Genomic DNA, 16919 nt, shown 5'->3' on the forward strand with positions numbered 1-16919 from the left:
TTATAAACTTAATTCATCGCTTAAAACCCTTAAGCTTTTACGTTTGACGATTCACGTTTCACGTTCAGTTTACTCCATTCGTAACAACACTTTTGTCAATTTTATTTACCAATCCCTGCAGCACTTTGCCGGGACCAACTTCGGTAAATTCCGCAGCGCCATCCGCAATCATTGCCTGCACACTTTGCGTCCAGCGCACTGCGCCCGTTAACTGTGCAATTAAATTTGTTTTTATGGTTGACGGGTCTGTTACAGCAACAGCAACCACATTTTGATAAACAGGGCAGCTTGCTGTATTAAAGGTTGTTGATTCAATAGCAGCCGCCAGTTCTGCTTTAGCGGGCTCCATCAAAGGCGAATGAAAAGCGCCGCCAACAGGCAGCAGCAACGCACGTTTTGCGCCTGCTTCTTTCATTCTCATGCAGGCCAGGTCAACGGCTTCGGTTGAACCGCTTATTACCAGTTGGCCGGGGCAGTTATAATTAGCCGCCACCACCACCTGGTCGTGATCTAATTCTTTTGTAACAGCAGCGCAAATTTCTTCCACCTTATCATCTGCCAAAGCTAATACAGCCGCCATGGTTGAAGGGTTTATCTCACAGGCTTTCTGCATGGCCTGCGCACGTATGCTTACCAGCTTCAGCGCATCTTCAAAACTTAAAACATTATTGGCAACCAGCGCCGAAAATTCGCCAAGCGAATGGCCGGCTACCATATCAGGTTTCACATCGTTTAATGTTTTAAATGCAATTACAGAATGCAAAAAAACAGCAGGCTGCGTAACCTTTGTTTGCCTTAACTCTTCATCTGTGCCGCCAAACATGATGTCGCTTATGCGGAAGCCCAGAATATCGTTTGCCCGTTCAAATAATTCCTTTGCCTGCGCATTGCTGTCATATAAAACTTTTCCCATTCCACTGAACTGCGAGCCCTGGCCCGGAAATATGTAAGCGTGTTTACCCATATTATAAATTTAGGGCAACAAAAATAAGGCTTCTGTTATTAGGCCGGTGATGAAACGGTACCGGTATCTTTTAAAGTAAATACAAATGAATATTCCGCGTAAAATATTTATTAAATTACTTAAACCAAAACCTACAATCCTTTTATAAAATCTCTCACTTACATTTGCGGTAATCAGCAGGAAAAATGAAAAAGCTTATACTGATACTCTTAATATTACCGGTTGTAACTGCAATAAATGCACAGTCTAAAAGAGCCAAGGCAAAAGCAGATAAAATAATCACGGCCAACCTTCAATCGCATATTGATTATCTCGCCAGCGATAAGCTTGAAGGCAGAAGGGCGGGCAGTGCTGGCGAAAACCTTGCCATGCAGTACATCAGCAACATGTTTGAGAAATATAAGCTTGCACCTAAAGGCGACAATGGTTTTATACAGGCGTTTGAAATAAGCGAAGGCAATTCTTTCAATTCGCCGGACAATTATTTTTCTGTGAATGGTGAAAAACTTGAAGCAAAAACAGACTATTACCCTTTATCTTTTTCAGCAAATGCCGGTGCTAAAGGCAGTATTTCTCCCATGTTGCGTGAAAAGGAACAAATCTGGTTCTGGAATGTATCTGATGTATTGGAAGATAACAAAGGCAATCCGCATTTTGACATCAGCAGTTTATTAAGAGAGGAAGCAGAAACGGATGCCAAAAAAGGCGCAACAGCGCTTATTGTTTATAACAGTTCAACACAGGCCGATAATATCCTGTTTAATAAATTCGATACAACGGCAGCCGTTACTATTCCCGTTATTTATATAACACAACAAGGCCTGCAGAAACATTTTGCTGACCTTACCGGCATTTATGATATTGATTTGAATGTGCACCTGCAGGCAGATAACCGCAAAGCGCATAACGTGATTGGCTATATTAATTTTAATGCGCCCACAACTGTTGTAATTGGCGCACACTACGACCATTTGGGTTATGGTGAAGATGGTAACAGCCTGGATGGCGCCGGGCAGATACATAACGGCGCCGATGATAATGCAAGCGGCACTGCGGCTATGCTTGAACTGGCAAGGATTCTATACAATACAAAAGCAAGGAATAATAATTATTTATTCATGGCTTTTTCGGGTGAAGAATTGGGACTGCTTGGCTCCAAATACTGGCTGCAGCATCCAACGGCCAACGTGAACCTGAATTACATGATCAACCTTGATATGGTGGGAAGGTATGCGGCCGACCGTAAACTCACCATTGGCGGTTATGGCACTTCACCGGCATGGGGAGAAATTTTTCAAAAGACTACCGATCCCAATCTCGAAATAAAATTCGACAGCAGCGGCAGCGGGCCAAGCGATCATGCTGCATTTTACCGCGACAGCGTGCCGGTATTATTCTTTTTTACCAATAGCCATCCTGATTATCATAAAGCCACAGATGATGCAGATAAAATAAATTATAAAGACGAAACAGAAATAGTTGATTACATCGTAAACATTATTAATGCAGCCAACGATAAAGGCAAGCTTTCATTTCTTAAAACAAAGGATGCAGAAATGCGCAGTGTGAGCCTGCCCGTAACTTTAGGCGTAATGCCCGATTATGGTTATACCGGCACCGGTATGCGGATTGATGGCGTAAGCAAAGGCAAAACGGCGGAAAAAATCGGCCTTAAACCCGGTGATGTTTTATTGCAGTTAGGTGATTTTAAATTTGTGGATGTACAAACCTATATGCAGGCTTTACAACATTTTAAAAAAGGCGATAAAACAACATTGGTAATTTCAAGAGATGATAAGGAAATGAATTTTGAGGTACAGTTTTAATTCTTAATAGTTTATTCAACCACATGAAGCCCTCTATAAAACAACTGAGTCTATTGGTTTTTCTTTTATTGTTTATTCAAATTTCACATGCACAGAAAACAAGTGTAAATGAATATGCGACAATAGATGCAAAAACTTTGCAGATACCCGATTCATTAACTGCAACTACAGCCGGCATTGCGGGTTATATCAATTCAAATTTTGCAACTGATAAAGAAAAAGCAAGGGCTGCATTTATTTGGGTAGCATCCAATATTCAATATGATGTTGACAATATGTTTGCCCTGAACTTTTATGAACCGGTAGAAGAAAAAATAAATAAGCCATTAAAAACGAGAAAAGGCATTTGCGAAAACTATGCAGCCTTGTTTAGTGATATATGTGCAAAATGCAATATAAAATCTTTCATGGTTCCGGGCTATACAAAGCAAAATGGCTTCACCGATTATATTCCGCATGTATGGTGTGCTGCCTACATTGATACTGCCTGGTCTTTATTCGATCCCACCTGGGGATCTGGTTGCATTATGAATTCGAAGTTTTATAAACGAATTGATAATAAGTATTTTGGAGCTGATCCTTCTTTCTTGATTAAATCACACATGCCTTTCGATTATCTCTGGCAATGTCTTAATTACCCGGTAACCAACCAGGAGTTTTACGAAGGCAAGACAATACAAAATACAACGAAGCCTTTTTTTAATTATGCCGATTCTATTGCTCTGTTTGAACAGCAAAACCACATTGAACAATTAGCCGCAGAGGCAGGCAGGATTGAAAAAAACGGCGTAAAGAATTCAATGATATTCGACAGGCTTCGGCATATTAAGCTGGACATAGAAAACGATAAGATAGATAAAGAAAATAAACGGCAGGCAATGCTTGCAACGCTTTATAACGATGCAGTTGCATATTTTAATGGTGCGGTGAAGGATTTTAATGGATTTATTGAATACCGCAATAAACAGTTTAAGCCGGAAAAAACAGATGAAGAAATACAAGGCATGATAGATTCAACTAATGCTAATATTTTGAAGGCGAAAAATAATATCAAACAAATATCAAATCCCGATCCGGCAATGGATAAATTGTTATCACAACTTTTACCCTTAATTGTTGATCTTGACAAACACGTACAGGAACACCAGGATTGGCTGAATATATACTTCAGCAAATCCAAAGCAAAAAGAAAGTCTATGTTCTATGAAAAAAAGATATCGTGGTTTGGTATTCCTTTGAATTAGGATTATAAGCGTCTAATATTTATTTCAGCGAATTCCATCCCTGCGCCGTGATGTCAAAAACATTACCACCTTTACTTATCAGTTTGCGGCCTTCATCCAATTCAGTCATGTAACCAACTATGCTGATATTATCATTCAAAACAAGCTTATCATAATCGTCCTGTTTCGCCGTAAAAATCAATTCATAATCTTCACCGCCGTTCAATGCACAAACGGTGGGGTCCAAACCAAACTTAAAAGCAGCCAGGCGCGTTTCTTCGGCAATAGGCAATTTATCTTCATGCAGCCTGCAGCCTAAATTGCTTTGGTTGCTGATATGCAATATTTCACTGCTTAAACCATCGCTTATATCCATCATTGCGGTTGGTACAATATTTTGCTCCGCGAAATATTCTATGATGTCCTTTCGTGCCTCGGGTTTTAAAAACCGTCCAACAATATAGCTCTCCCCTTCAAGATCGGGCTGTATCTGCGGGTTTTCAAGATAAATGCTTTTTTCCCTTTCCAGTAAGGTAAGGCCTAAAAATGCAGCGCCTAAATCGCCGCTTACACAAATTAAATCGCCTTTATTGGCGGTGCTTCTTTTTACAAACTTATCAGGTGCCACCTCTCCTATCGCAGTAACAGAAATAATAAACCCTTTCTGAGAGGAAGATGTATCGCCGCCAACCAGGTCAACATTATATTTTTCGCAGGCAGCATAAATGCCTTCATAAAATTCATTCAGCGCTTCAAGGCTGAAGCGGTTGCTTACGCCGATGCTCACGGTGATTTGCGCAGGCGTTGCGTTCATGGCATACACATCGCTCAGGTTTACAACCACGCTTTTATAACCAAGATGTTTTAAAGGTGTGTACATTAAATCAAAATGCACACCTTCAATTAAAAGATCGGTAGTAACTACAATTTGTTTTCCATAATGATCAATTACGGCAGCATCATCGCCCACGCCCACAATAGTGGATGCATTACTTATTTCAAAATTTTTTGTAAGATGATTGATTAAACCAAATTCTCCCAACGTTGATATTTCTGTGCGGTTACTCATTGCTATTTACGATTTTTGAATGCAGGATTAAACACTGATTATTTATGATATACATTCAGACTACAATTACTCTACTTCCCCGCCCTGCACTACTCTCAATAGGTCGTCATGTATAATACCATTTGTGGCAATAATACCGGGCTGGTAAGGATTATAATAATCTCCCTTCATATCGGTTACTTTGCCGCCTGCTTCTTCAATGATTAAAAAACCCGCAGCACTGTCCCAGGCATTCAATTTATGTTCAAAGAACCCGTCAAAACGGCCGGCTGCAACATAACAAAGATCGATGGCTGCGCTGCCAAACCGCCTTACCGGAACGCCTTTTCTTATAAATTTTCCAAACACTTCCAACGGGCCGTTTGGCATATCAAGGTAAGTATAGGGGAAACCGGTAACCAGGCAGCTGTTAGCTAAATGCTGCGTTTTACTCACATGTATCGGCTGCCCGTTTAAGCTTGCGCCTTTGCCGCGTTCTGCAAAAAACAATTCATCAATAAAAGGGTTATAAACTGCGCCCAGTTCCATTTTACCATCTTTTTCAATGCCTATGCTTACGCAGCATATCGGTATATGATTGGCATAATTTACGGTACCGTCAATAGGATCTATTATCCACTTGTAGTTTGAATCCTGTGCAATCTCGCCGGATTCTTCACTTAAAATGTAATGGTCAGGATAGTTTTTTCTGATGATCGCAAAAATGGCTTCCTCACACTTATGGTCCACTTCTGTTACAAGGTTATTAATGCCTTCTTTATTGCTGATGGAGAAACTGCGGGTGGAATAGTCTTTCATAATTGCGGCTGCAGTTTTAACCGCCTCTAATAATACCTGTTTAAGCATGCGCAAATATATCTTACTTTATTTTGTACAACCGTTTATCCTATTGATTAGTTAAGAGCTAAATGAAATTGCTATGCTGATGTAAAATTTCCTTAGTTTCGTAAGTTGAATAAAGACCACTGGATGGCATTGTTTGATATCAAACTTCCTGAAACTATTCGTGCACGACTTGGCCTGCCGCAAAATGATTTTAAAAGGCAGCAGGAACGTGTATTACGAAAATTATTACACAAAGCAAGATTTACCGAGTTTGGCCAGCAATACCGTTTTGATGAAATTGGGTTGCAGGAAAACTGTGTTAAGCTGTTTCAACAAAAAGTTCCCTTATTTAATTATAATAAAATTTATGATGCCTGGTGGCACCGTTCCCTGCAGGGCTACCCGGATGTTTGCTGGCCCGGCAGGATAAAATATTATGCTTTAAGCAGCGGCACCAGCGAAGCGGCAAGCAAGTATATTCCTATAACAAACGACTTGCTTAAAGGCAACCGCGTGGTGATGATACGCCAGATACTTTCGCTGCGTAATTACAACGATATCCCCGTTCGTTCAATTGGTAAAGGCTGGCTTATGCTGGGCGGCAGCACCGCTCTGCAGAAAGGCGGTGGTTATTACGCCGGCGATCTTAGCGGCATTACCGCTAAAAAAGTTCCGTTCTGGTTTCAGCCATTTTATAAGCCGGGCAAAAAAATTGCACGGCAGCGCAACTGGAATCGCAAGCTGAGGGAGATTGTAAAAAAAGCCCCGGAATGGGATATTGGTTTTATTGTAGGCGTACCTGCCTGGATACAAATGTGCATGGAAATGATTATTGCAGAGTACAACCTTAAAACCATACACGATATATGGCCCAACCTGGCTTTTTATGTACATGGCGGCGTAAGTTTTCAGCCTTATAAAAAAAGCTTTGAAAAACTGCTGGCCAAACCGCTTACTTATATTGAAACCTATCTTGCCAGTGAAGGTTTTTTTGCCTACCAGGACAGGCCCAATTCAAAGGGCATGCGGCTTGTGACCAATGAGCATATTTTTCATGAATTTATTCCGTTTGACGATAAGAATTTTGATGCAAACGGAGACCCTGTTGAAAACCCGCAGATTTTAACCGTTTCTGAGGTGGAAGAACATAAAGATTATGTGCTGATAATAAGCACGAGCGCCGGCACCTGGCGGTATATTGTGGGTGATACAATCCGTTTTACCGATAAGCAACGCTGTGAAATTGTTATCACCGGCAGAACCAAACACTACCTGAGTTTGGTGGGCGAGCATCTAAGTGTGGAAAATATGAATAAAGCCATAGAGCTTGCCAGCAGCGATATGAATATTTCCATTCCAGAATTTGCGGTGGTGGGTGAACCTTATGAAAATTTATTCGCCCATCATTGGTATGTAGCCTGCGATGATGCGGTAAATGCGGAAACACTCCGCTTTAAAATAGACGATTACCTTAAACAATTAAACGATGATTATGCCACAGAAAGAGGCCATGCATTAAAAGAAGTTTTTCTGGATGTTTTGCCTGAAAAAACTTTTATACAATTCATGCGTTCACTTGGCAAAATTGGCGGCCAGCATAAGTTTCCGCGTGTATTGAAGGGCAAAATGCTGGAAGACTGGAAAACATTCCTTGCAAATGAAATGATACCTGTAAAACGCTGACTAATGCTTTAGCGGCCTTTTCTTAATCATTCCACCCCTTGTATCTTTTACACTGTTCATTACAATAAAAGCTTCGCTGTCTATTTTATCAATTTCAGCAGTGAGCTTGCTTAACTCAAGACGTGTTATAACGGTATAAAGAATATCCCGCTCTTTATTTGTGCCGCTCTTACCAAAACCTTCGCTGCCTTTATAAATGGTTACACCGCGGCCCATAACATCAATTATCATCTTTTTTATTTTCTCATTATGAACGGATATAATGGTAATGCCCATGTATTCTTCAATACCTTCAATCACAAAATTGAGTGTTCGGGAAGCTGCGAGATATGTTATCATAGAATACAAGGCTATTTCTATGGTAAGAAAATAAGCGGCAAAAGAAAAGATGATGCCGTTTATAATAATGATAATATCGCCAATGGAAACATTAAGTTTTTTACTTAAAAAGATGGCGAGTATTTCAGTGCCATCCAGCACAGCGCCGCCGCGTATGGAAAGGCCAATGCCGGCACCAAGAAAGAAGCCGCCGAATACGGCAACAAGCAATGCATCATGCGTTATTTCAGGCAGCTTTAAAAATGCAACCACAATGGCAAGCATGGTTATGGTAATAATTGTTTTTATGGCGAAAAAACGGCCAATGGTTTTGTAGCCAAGCAATACAAAAGGGATGTTTACAACAATCAGTAAAATGGAGACCGGTATGCCGGTTACTTCAGCTGTAAGCAATGATATGCCGGTAGCGCCGCCATCAATAAACCGGTTAGGCAATAAAAAGCTTTTCAGGCCGCAGGCTGCCGAAAAAATGCCGCAGATGATAAGCGCCCAGTTTCTTATGCTGCGTATTAAATTTTTCCTGAGTTGTTTTTTTTCTTTTGCAAGTCCAAAAACGGAAATATTCTTTTTTGACGAGCTTTCCCAACTATAAAACAGGATAAGCCACCTGTAGAATTTATCCATTTTTGCAGCGTTTGAGTTGCACCAAATCTAACAAAATAAATTTTCTCGGAGGAATAAAGGCATGCTATAATTCCTGCAATTGGTTTACCGGAAATTGTCTGTACTATCAGTTTTTCTTATCCAGCTTATCCAACCATTGTTCTGCAGTAACATCGCCCTGCACCGTTGATTGCATCAGAAGATCGGCGCCTTTGGTAATATTAAGTGGAAATACGCAGCGGTTGTAATAATTCAGTTGTTTTAAAGTGGCTTCATCGTTAGCAAATGCGTATAAAAAACCCAGTGTTGTTTTGGCCGGAAGATAATTTTTATCGCTTGCTTTGGTAAGCATTTCAAAAGCCTCATTACAATCAAGCCTTTCATTCTTGCCCTGCAATGCAAGGTTGGCGTATTGAAACATTGCCTGCGCAATTCCCTGCTCTGATAGATTCTGGTAAATATCAAGCGCTGCATCTTTACTATTGGCTTTTAATAAATCCCTCGCATTGTTAAGCTGTTGCTGTTGTTCAGTTGTTACATGCAAAAAAGAATCAGAAAGCACATTCTTTGCATTATTATTTATTATACTATTCTTATTATTTAACTGAATAGCGTAAATAAAAATTGCCGCAACAAATAAACCTGCCAATATCCACAGGAAAACTTTAGGAGCGCTGCTTTTCTTTCTTTGTATGATTACATTTTCACCTGAAGCATTTTGATAAGTGGCGACCGTTATTTTGCCCGAACGGAATTGTTGTAATTCGTTTTGAAGATTCCTGTTCTCTTCAATCAGCTTCCTGTTTTCCTGCTGCAATAATCTTAACTGGCCCGAAGCTTCACCTTTTGCAAAGGAAACACTGTTCTTTAGAACAAATTCATGCAGCGCCATGCCACTTGCAAAACGGCTTTCCGGCTTTTTTTCAAGGCAACGGTAAACCATGGTAAACAGCCATTCCGGTATCAGCATTTCGCTTTCTCTTTTTTCCGCACTCCAGCTTTCCGGCAATGCTTTTCCACGTAAGGCAAAAATATTGGGCGGCGTTGCTTCCATGTGTGCCAGCATTACGGCATTGCGTGATGTTTCGCCTTTATCTTTTAATGGAAAAGGAACAACGCCCGCCAGCAGTTCAAACATCACCACACCAAAACTATACACATCTGTTTCAAATAACATGCGGCCTTCATTCTGTTCGGGCGCCATAAACTCTATTGCGCCTGCATGGCGAAGGCTCGTGCGCCGGTCTTCATCACTCATGATTGCCAAACCAAAATCAAGCAGCACGTAATTGCCTGTACCTTTATTAAATTTTATATTGTTGCTTTTAATATCGCCATGTTTTACATTAAAGCGATGACAATGCGCCAATGCACCGGACAACTGTTCTGCCACCTTTAAACATTCTTTTATGGTAAAAACAGGATCATGTGGCGGCTTTAGTAATTCTTCCAGGTCAGGACCTTCAATAAACTCCATTTCTATGTATGGAAAATTGCCTGTTTCTGTTATACCCGAACTAACGAGCTTTACCACATTTGGATTAGGCTGCTCATTTACTTTCTTTAATTTCTGAACCTCATTCTGAAAATGTGTAAAGTTTTTATCATCGGCGGTTTCGCTGTAAATAGGTGTAGGCAACAGTTTGATGGCGGTGATAATTTCGCCCATTCGCCTGCCTTTGTAAACAGAACCCTGGCCACCGGTTTTAAGGGCACCCATTGTTTCCAGCCCGGATGTTATGGTAAAAACTTTACTCATTAATGTATTTGTATAATATCTTTTACTAGAACGGTTTTTATTTATTGATAATAATACTTCAGCGTGTTGCTACCGGTCTGACGCTTTGAAGCCTCTGACGTACTGCGCTGCGAAGTCTCTGATTTCGCGTAAATATATTCTTCATTATTCCAAATAACTAAATTCCAGTAATGCTGATTCTCCCAAAATTATCTGGTCGCCTTCTTTTAAATGATAGCCGACTTCCGTGGTGATGAGTTTTATCTCCGCACCTTTTTCAGGCTTCACTTTCACTTTATTGGCAGGCGGAATACCGCCCTCATCTGCATATAAAAAAAACGCGCCAAGTTCTTCATTCCATTCAATATGCGCATGCTGGCGGCTGACTGATTTATTGCTTTTATTATTGCTGCTGTCAAGAAAAGCCACCTGGTTCTGGCGCAGGTAACCATCGGAAACCTGTACATTTTTTTCACGGCCAATATTGATTTTTTTGCCTGATGATTTAAGTATGTAGACAGCTTGTTCTGCCTCACCATTCAATATTTTTAAATAAGCAACTGCTTCACGCCTGATGGTTGGTTTTTGTTTGGTTGATATAAATAAAGCTGCATCAAGATCTTTAGATTGAATGGCTTCCGGCGGCACTTCTTCATCGCAAAAAACCTGGAACTGCCAGCCAGCATGAAGGCCGATATCAAAATCATCGGCTATGCGCTGCACTTCTTCTTTAAACTGATCCGTGTTATTTATATACACAGCGCTGTCATATAAAAATTTATCCTGTGCATTGCAGTTGATATATAAATGCATGCCTTTAATATCAGCGCCTTCTCCTTCTGCTTTTTTTAATTGATCTTTAATAAAATCAAGCAGGTCGCTCCTCAATGTTTTTACATCTTTGGGCTGTTTATCTTTTTTTAAAAAGCTAAGCATGTTATCATTATTTATTGTTGATTATTTGCAGTTGACTGATTGCGGTTGGCAGCAAGCTGTTTATTGGCAACAACCTTTTCCGGTTTCTTTTTCTCATCGCCAAAACCTTTTATATAACCCATTTCTTCCAATATAGGAACCACATGTTTACCCGCCAGTTTAACGGCTACGCTTGAGCCCTGGCAACTTTCAATGCGCACACACACAACAATGTGACCGCTGTCTTTTGGATTAGGCGCAAAGAAAACATACAAGCCATCATTTACCCTTTCATTTTTTACAATACGCTCCGGCGTTCCTGTTTTACCGGCAACACTTATTCCCAAATGCCAAATTTTTGGAAGGCTTTGTTCAATCATATATTTCGTCATCAGCTTTGAGGCAGAATCGCTTGTTAACTCAATGCCCGGCAACAGTTTTGTTTGCTGCCCGCTCACTTTTAAAACATAACGGCTTTGCATCATCGTGCCGTTGTTGGCAATACCGGAAGCAATGCGTGCAACGGAAGCGGGTGTTGCAATTAATTCGCCCTGTCCCCATGCCATGCCTGAAATGCCTTTACCGCGTGTTCTTTTAATGTTAGATGGATTATAGCTTTTCAGGCTTGTAAATTCTGTTTTGCGCCAAAGCTCCTTCCATTCTTCCTGCTGCTTTTTATTGTTCATATCATAATCATAATAATAACCGCCAACACCATGCAAAAACATGCCGGATTTTAAATAGAGATCGCCCATATATTCCTGCAACTGCGATTCATTGGCAAGCCGGATAAAGAATGAATTATTTGATCTTACAATAGCGCGTTCAATATTTATATTACCTGCTTCATCAGGTTCGTAGCCTTTTGTTCTTATGAGATCAGCAGGATATACCTTGATGATCTTTTTTGATGCAGCGAGGCCTAATTTATTAAAAGCTGCAAGCGCTGTAACAAGCTTGGCTGTTGAGCCCGGTTGCGATGCGATGGTGAAACCAATATCATTATCTGTTATCCATCCTGGCAATGCGTTTTGCTGTTGCGGTGTAAGGTTAAGCAGGTCCCAGTCATTCACAGGCGGTAAAGGATAATTGGCTGAAGCCAGCACATCGCCGGTCTTATCTTCCATCACAACAACTGAAACACGATTGTTTACGAGTGAATCGTCAGCCGCCAATGATTGCTGTATCCTTGTTTGCAGTGCGGCATCGAGTGTTAGATGAACGTCACGGTTTCTGTTTTTAAATGAATCAACGGCGGCGCTGTTTATACCGGCCAATAACATTGGCGCCAATGCACTGTAATCTTTCTTTTCCACACTCATCTCCGTTGAAGTTTCGGGAAGAAAACGTTGTTCGTGATAACGTGTGGCACTTACAGAAAAACTGTTTTTAGGAATAGGAAAGCCGCGCATTTCGGCCGCTTCGCTGTATTCAGCAAAATAACCGTTAGATGCCCCGTTAAAAATATTTGTATTGGCATCACCTGTCCAGAAAAACATTTGTGCCCCAAATGGATAATAACGATCCTGGCGTTTGTAAAACATCGCATTAATATCTTCTTCCGGAATATTTAATGCCAGCAATGAATCGCGTTGGGTGTTAATTAAATCCTGGTGGCTTGTTGCCAATATGCGGCCGTTCCTGTCAAGCAAATTACCAGCCTGCAGCCTGTTCATTAAAATGCTGATACGCGGGTTATAGCTAAACATCCTTGCACCACTCCTGTCGGCAACCAACGCCGGCTGCACAATCCATTTTGCATTGCCGAGAATGTATTTCGTTACACTCACACTCAGCAATATAATTCCGGCGCAGGCCGCAATCAATGCAGGCATAAGATTCCTGTCCTGTTGCCGTGATACAAATTTCATTTGTACAGGTGAACCCTGCACCGTTGATGCAGACAATAAAAATCCGGCAGCCAGCATGTTTGCTATTAATGATGAGCCGCCATAGCTCATAAACGGCAAGGCTACACCCGATAAAGGCAAGGCGCCGACTGACCCTCCTGCAATCAGCAAGAACTGAATGAATGTAGCAATACCAATACCCGCACATATATAAAATAAAAATGGTCTTCCTGAATGCCGGCCAATAACAATGGAGCGGTGCAGGTAAATAAAGAATACAATAAAAACACTGATAATACCCGCAAGGCCAAACTCCTCTCCCATTGCAGGCAAAATCATATCTGTATGCGCTTCGGGAATTGTTTTGGCAAAACCTTCACCGGCGCCCTGTCCTGTAATGCCGCCGCCCGACATGGCCCAGATGCCGTTTGCAATCTGGTCGCCGCCGAATACTTCATTATTCCACGGATCCTGCCAGATGGCTTTGCGGTCAATTAATCTTTCCATCGGGCCGGGAAAATATTCTGCGATCAACGGTATCTTATCCAGCAATAAAAATGCGGCAATAACTACCAGCGCCATTACAGAGGATTCGCTTAATTTTTTTGTGACAACCAATGTATAAATAACAAAAAATACAGCCGTAACAACGGTTGCAGTCAACACATTATCTAACAACCAAACAGCCAGCACATAAAACAATACTGATATTGCCATGTGAGAAAAATCGCCTCTTGAAAAAGAGAATAAAATGATAAAGGCAAAACAGCAAACCATTGCAGGGCCTAAATCTCCCAGCATTAAAAAAAGAAGTATGGTGGCAAGAATAGCAATTAATGCAAAGGCAAAAAAGCGGCTGCGTTTTGTCCATGTAAAATAAGAGGAAATAAATTTTTCGTTAGTGGCAAAGAATCCTGCAAGAAAAAATACAATAACAAATTTTACAATTTCGCTCGGCTGAAAACCGAAGAGATTTACTTTAACGCCACTGCCTTCAGGGCCGGTTCCAAACATCAATGTCAAAGCCAATAAACCGGACGCAATAATAGCCCAGGGCCAGCCATTTGAAGCAAGTTTCATCTTGCTGAAAACAAATAAGCGGTAGAGTTTTGAATCTGTTGTAAAACGCTTTAAATCGAATAATAACAACAGGATTATTCCAATAATGCCGGCAATAAAATACCCAATTGTGTTCTTCGCTAAAAACCAGTCCCGCAAAGGATCCTGAAGGCTGAACAATGTTATAAACGATAAGCCGGTAATCACCATTATGGCCGGAAGTATCAACTGGTCTGCATTTTTAAACCACAAACTCATCACCAAATGCAGCAACAGGAAGCCTGCAATAAAAGAAACAGAAATTATCCAAAACCATTGCATTACTTCATCGGGCGTTCTTACAATAAATGCTTTTTCTTTTTTAAGCGAACTGAAATCTTTTGTTGAAAAAAGTCTTAAGCGGTGCGGTGAACGATAAAAATTAAAAGATGCATCATGATCCAACTTTTCTATTCCCTGCGAATAACCGAAAGCATAATTCATTTGCAGCGGCAATACCTTATAGGTTTTATCATCCGGAAGGTTTCTAAAAGAAAAATTACCCTGCGCATCTGTTTGTACGTATGCCGTGAGCGATTGCAGTTGCTTATTGTTTAATGAATCAACCGCATACAATTTTTTTACAGTGATCGTATTTTGCTGCAGCATACTGTCAACTTCCTCCACATTATTGCTGTATAAACTATCCTGCGGCAAAATCAATTGCAGGCGCACAATAACGTTTGGCACAGCAATACCAGCTTCGTGTATGGAGCCGCTGATGCTATGGCTGCCTGCATGCAAATCGTTTACGCTGCTAATAGCTGAAGGATTTTTTTGCTGTAATGCAAACAATGCTGTTTCCTCTTCAGTTATGCCTAATGCAATCCTTTCGCCCTGCACTCTTCGTTTAAACGATTCTCCGCCCTGCGCCAGTGCTGTTTCAGCAAACACGCTGTATTGTTTCTTATTAAGATCTCCAATGTTATCGATGGACGCGCTGTCGGCAAGTCTCGCTTTCTCAAAAGTGGAACTGATTAAATTTATATCCTTCTCATCGCTGAAATAGCGGCCTTTCTGCAGCAGTGTTTTCATATTCCTGGCATAATGCACATCGTTCAGGTTAATCATTGTGCCGTTCTTCAAACGTTCCGGCACTTCCTTAAAGCCCGCATTTATTACCAGGTACATTTTATAAAAAAGCACAACCATCACCGCACTTAAAAGCAGTAAGAAAATCCTTTCCGTATTCCTGTTTATATCCTGTTTTGCCGGTGCACTCATCTTTCGTGTACAATAGTTTTAGCTGAATCAATTTTTAATAAAGCGCTGTCTGAAATAACGCCGGATAGACGCGTATCAGCAGGTAAACCAACAGCATAAGCAACAGGAACAACACAATTCTTAAACCGCACATCTTTTAAATGCACAGCAGTACCACGGGCAATAAATGCTGTATTAAAATTTTCAAATGTTATGCTGTCAAGCAGCACATACTTGCATTGCGGGAAGAAGATAAAAGCAGCATCATTATAACTTGAATCGGCAACAAGCAAAGCATTATTGCCGTGTATGATTAATGTATCAGATTTGATGAGCAGCGAATCATTTATTACAACCCTGGGATTATTGCCAAAAAGATTTCTTAGTGAGATAATATTTGATGTTGAATTTATAATACTGTCTGATAATTTTATAACCTGGCTGTTTCTTTTGGTTGCCGGAGAATCGGCTACAACAATAGCAGCATTAGCACTTTTGAAATAATCTTTATAAACAAACCATGCGAGTGCAGCCGCCAGCAATAAACAAAGCACAACAAGAAAACGAATAAAAGCACCGCCGCTTTTCTTCACTACAATTTCTTTTTGAATATGTTCTACCTGTTGCGGTTCAATAATTTCTTCTTCAGGCTCCACCTTTTTCACAACAGGTTTTGTAGCCTCATATTGTGAAGGCGATTTATCGTTCTGAATTAAAACAACCGTTATATTATCTTTTCCGCCTGCAAGGTTTGCTGCATCAATTAATGCGGCAGACTTTTGTTTCAGTGTTTGCGGCGAACTTAAAATGCCGGCAATAGTCCGGCTATTGATCATATCATATAAACCATCGCTGCATAACAATAAAGTATCGCCGGGTAAAAAAGGAGATTCGCCTGTATCAATATAATCGGCTTCCGAAAACTTTACTTCATCAAAGCCAAGTGCCTTATTTATTTCATTGCGTTTGGGATGGCTCATGGCAGCTTCTTCAGTTAACCGGCCGCTCTCTTCCAGGAAGCCAACAAAAGAATGGTCGTGTGTAACTTTTACCAGCGAGTTATCGCGAAAAAGATACAACCTTGTATCACCAACATGCGCATAATAAAATTTATTATCATTAATATCAATCAGCGCAAGCGAAACCACACAGGCCATTTGGTTATACTTATCGCTTTTTTGTTTCTTTTCAAAAATCTTTGTGTTTGCTGCCGTTAATGCGTTTTTCAGCAGATGAATTACATCACCCGATGCATTTTTTAATGTATTCAGAATAGTTGTACGCGTAAGCGCCGCAGCAATTTCTCCGCCCTCATAGCCGCCAACGCCATCAATAACACAGCCGATAATGTATTTACCATTTACAATCTTCTGCGCAATGAAGTTATCTTCATTATTGTCGCGCATTTTACCTGTATCTGTATTGCCGTAAAAATTATCAGCCATCGTTCCTGTGCGTTTTTTTTACATCGCGAAAATTAGCCGCCAGCAACAGCAGGCAAGCCAAAAACAGCGATGATGAAAGAATGATATTTAACATGAGTGATGTTTATATTTTTTGAAAGTTTATGCGATTATTTTTTT

At 40.6% G+C, this 16919-nt stretch carries 11 protein-coding genes; 3 read left to right on the forward strand and 8 right to left on the reverse strand.

What is annotated here, in order from left to right:
• Nucleotides 1-64: 64 nt before the first annotated feature.
• Nucleotides 65-964 (reverse strand): ACP S-malonyltransferase, encoded by a 900-nt coding sequence (fabD, locus tag ACTHN6_RS05240; RefSeq protein ID WP_440434670.1) that lies wholly within the window; start codon nt 962-964, stop codon nt 65-67.
• A 185-nt stretch (nt 965-1149) separates the two neighbouring features.
• Between fabD and ACTHN6_RS05245 the strand changes: the two genes are divergently transcribed.
• The gene (locus ACTHN6_RS05245) at nt 1150-2790 is read left to right on the forward strand and encodes a M28 family peptidase (RefSeq protein WP_440434671.1); all 1641 of its coding nucleotides are present in this window, start codon (nt 1150-1152) and stop codon (nt 2788-2790) included.
• Between the two features lie 23 nt (nt 2791-2813).
• Nucleotides 2814-4034, forward strand: coding sequence for a transglutaminase domain-containing protein (locus ACTHN6_RS05250; protein WP_440434672.1), 1221 nt, complete (start codon nt 2814-2816; stop codon nt 4032-4034).
• A 19-nt stretch (nt 4035-4053) separates the two neighbouring features.
• On the opposite strand, the gene thiL is transcribed toward ACTHN6_RS05250, so the two are convergent.
• Nucleotides 4054-5082, reverse strand: a complete 1029-nt coding sequence (gene thiL, locus ACTHN6_RS05255) for a thiamine-phosphate kinase (RefSeq protein ID WP_440434673.1) — start codon at nt 5080-5082, stop codon at nt 4054-4056.
• A 66-nt stretch (nt 5083-5148) separates the two neighbouring features.
• On the reverse strand, nt 5149-5880 hold the full coding sequence (locus ACTHN6_RS05260; RefSeq protein WP_440434674.1) for an inositol monophosphatase family protein: 732 nt from the start codon (nt 5878-5880) through the stop codon (nt 5149-5151).
• Between the two features lie 153 nt (nt 5881-6033).
• Between ACTHN6_RS05260 and ACTHN6_RS05265 the strand changes: the two genes are divergently transcribed.
• Nucleotides 6034-7590: a GH3 family domain-containing protein gene (locus ACTHN6_RS05265; RefSeq protein WP_440434675.1), complete on the forward strand. Its 1557-nt coding sequence runs from the start codon at nt 6034-6036 to the stop codon at nt 7588-7590.
• Here the strand turns inward: ACTHN6_RS05265 and ACTHN6_RS05270 are convergent, their stop codons facing one another.
• The 5 genes from ACTHN6_RS05270 to ACTHN6_RS05290 all read right to left on the reverse strand — a co-directional run bounded on the left by ACTHN6_RS05270 (nt 7591) and on the right by ACTHN6_RS05290 (nt 16781).
• Nucleotides 7591-8553 (reverse strand): YitT family protein, encoded by a 963-nt coding sequence (locus tag ACTHN6_RS05270; protein ID WP_440434676.1) that lies wholly within the window; start codon nt 8551-8553, stop codon nt 7591-7593.
• Nucleotides 8554-8659: 106 nt separating this feature from the next.
• Nucleotides 8660-10291, reverse strand: coding sequence for a protein kinase domain-containing protein (locus tag ACTHN6_RS05275; protein ID WP_440434677.1), 1632 nt, complete (start codon nt 10289-10291; stop codon nt 8660-8662).
• A 144-nt stretch (nt 10292-10435) separates the two neighbouring features.
• The gene (locus tag ACTHN6_RS05280) at nt 10436-11206 is read right to left on the reverse strand and encodes an FHA domain-containing protein (RefSeq protein WP_440434678.1); all 771 of its coding nucleotides are present in this window, start codon (nt 11204-11206) and stop codon (nt 10436-10438) included.
• Nucleotides 11207-11217: 11 nt separating this feature from the next.
• The gene (locus ACTHN6_RS05285; RefSeq protein ID WP_440434679.1) at nt 11218-15357 is read right to left on the reverse strand and encodes an FtsW/RodA/SpoVE family cell cycle protein; all 4140 of its coding nucleotides are present in this window, start codon (nt 15355-15357) and stop codon (nt 11218-11220) included.
• A complete protein-coding gene (locus ACTHN6_RS05290; protein ID WP_440434680.1) occupies nt 15354-16781 on the reverse strand; it encodes a PP2C family protein-serine/threonine phosphatase in 1428 nt (475 codons plus the stop codon). The genes ACTHN6_RS05285 and ACTHN6_RS05290 overlap by 4 nt, the downstream gene beginning before the upstream one ends.
• Nucleotides 16782-16919: the final 138 nt, after the last annotated feature.

Origin of the sequence: Parafilimonas sp. (genome assembly GCF_051953455.1) — a bacterium.
Lineage (GTDB): Bacteria > Bacteroidota > Bacteroidia > Chitinophagales > Chitinophagaceae > Parafilimonas.

What these genes read in the sequence shown, in the direction of transcription:
- fabD (WP_440434670.1), bottom strand. Translation starts at nt 964, where the DNA reads ATGGGTAAACACGCTTACATATTTCCGGGCCAGGGCTCGCAGTTCAGT.
- ACTHN6_RS05245 (WP_440434671.1), top strand. Translation starts at nt 1,150, where the DNA reads ATGAAAAAGCTTATACTGATACTCTTAATATTACCGGTTGTAACTGCA.
- ACTHN6_RS05250 (WP_440434672.1), top strand. Translation starts at nt 2,814, where the DNA reads ATGAAGCCCTCTATAAAACAACTGAGTCTATTGGTTTTTCTTTTATTG.
- thiL (WP_440434673.1), bottom strand. Translation starts at nt 5,082, where the DNA reads ATGAGTAACCGCACAGAAATATCAACGTTGGGAGAATTTGGTTTAATC.
- ACTHN6_RS05260 (WP_440434674.1), bottom strand. Translation starts at nt 5,880, where the DNA reads ATGAAAGACTATTCCACCCGCAGTTTCTCCATCAGCAATAAAGAAGGC.
- ACTHN6_RS05270 (WP_440434676.1), bottom strand. Translation starts at nt 8,553, where the DNA reads ATGGATAAATTCTACAGGTGGCTTATCCTGTTTTATAGTTGGGAAAGC.
- ACTHN6_RS05275 (WP_440434677.1), bottom strand. Translation starts at nt 10,291, where the DNA reads ATGAGTAAAGTTTTTACCATAACATCCGGGCTGGAAACAATGGGTGCC.
- ACTHN6_RS05280 (WP_440434678.1), bottom strand. Translation starts at nt 11,206, where the DNA reads ATGCTTAGCTTTTTAAAAAAAGATAAACAGCCCAAAGATGTAAAAACA.
- ACTHN6_RS05285 (WP_440434679.1), bottom strand. Translation starts at nt 15,357, where the DNA reads ATGAGTGCACCGGCAAAACAGGATATAAACAGGAATACGGAAAGGATT.
- ACTHN6_RS05290 (WP_440434680.1), bottom strand. Translation starts at nt 16,781, where the DNA reads ATGGCTGATAATTTTTACGGCAATACAGATACAGGTAAAATGCGCGAC.